Here is a 444-nt window from a genome sequence, read left to right as displayed (position 1 = left end):
CGCATGGGGCGTGTGATGGACGCCGCCCGCGAGGCGACGTCGTCCGCGGTGGGCAATGCAGAGGGCAGCGCGCCCAATTTCTCAAACGGCCTCTCCTGGTAACGCATGAGCATCATGAAACACGTCTTCAAGGCGCTTGCCGCTGTCGCCTGCCTCGCGACGGTGGGTTGCGCAAGCACGTTCAACACGGGCGACACCTCCGACTTCGCCTGCACCCAGAACCGGGACTGCCCGACTCCCCTGGAGGTCTACCAGGAAACCCATGCGGCGCCCGCGTCTGTGCAGCAGGGGCGAACACCTGCCTCTTGGAAAGGCGCGAAGGGCAAGGGCGCTCGTTCGGGCGGACAGGAGCTGCGTGCCGATCTGCTCGCGCTCTCCGGCGAATCCCAGCTCGTGGTGCCGGGCGAGCCCGCCGCACGGCCGCTGCGCGAGGCCGCGCAGGTC

The 444-nt window shown here is 68.7% G+C and carries 1 protein-coding gene; it reads left to right on the top strand.

What is annotated here, in order from left to right:
- Nucleotides 1–105 precede the first annotated feature (105 nt).
- Nucleotides 106–444: hypothetical protein (locus tag GVL03_RS20300; RefSeq protein WP_200847343.1), on the top strand; the 339-nt coding region annotated here is incomplete at its 3' end.

It is taken from the genome of Microbacterium sp. 18062 (genome assembly GCF_902706225.1).
GTDB lineage: Bacteria > Actinomycetota > Actinomycetes > Actinomycetales > Microbacteriaceae > Microbacterium.
This window is presented reverse-complemented; position numbering and strand designations above follow the sequence as displayed.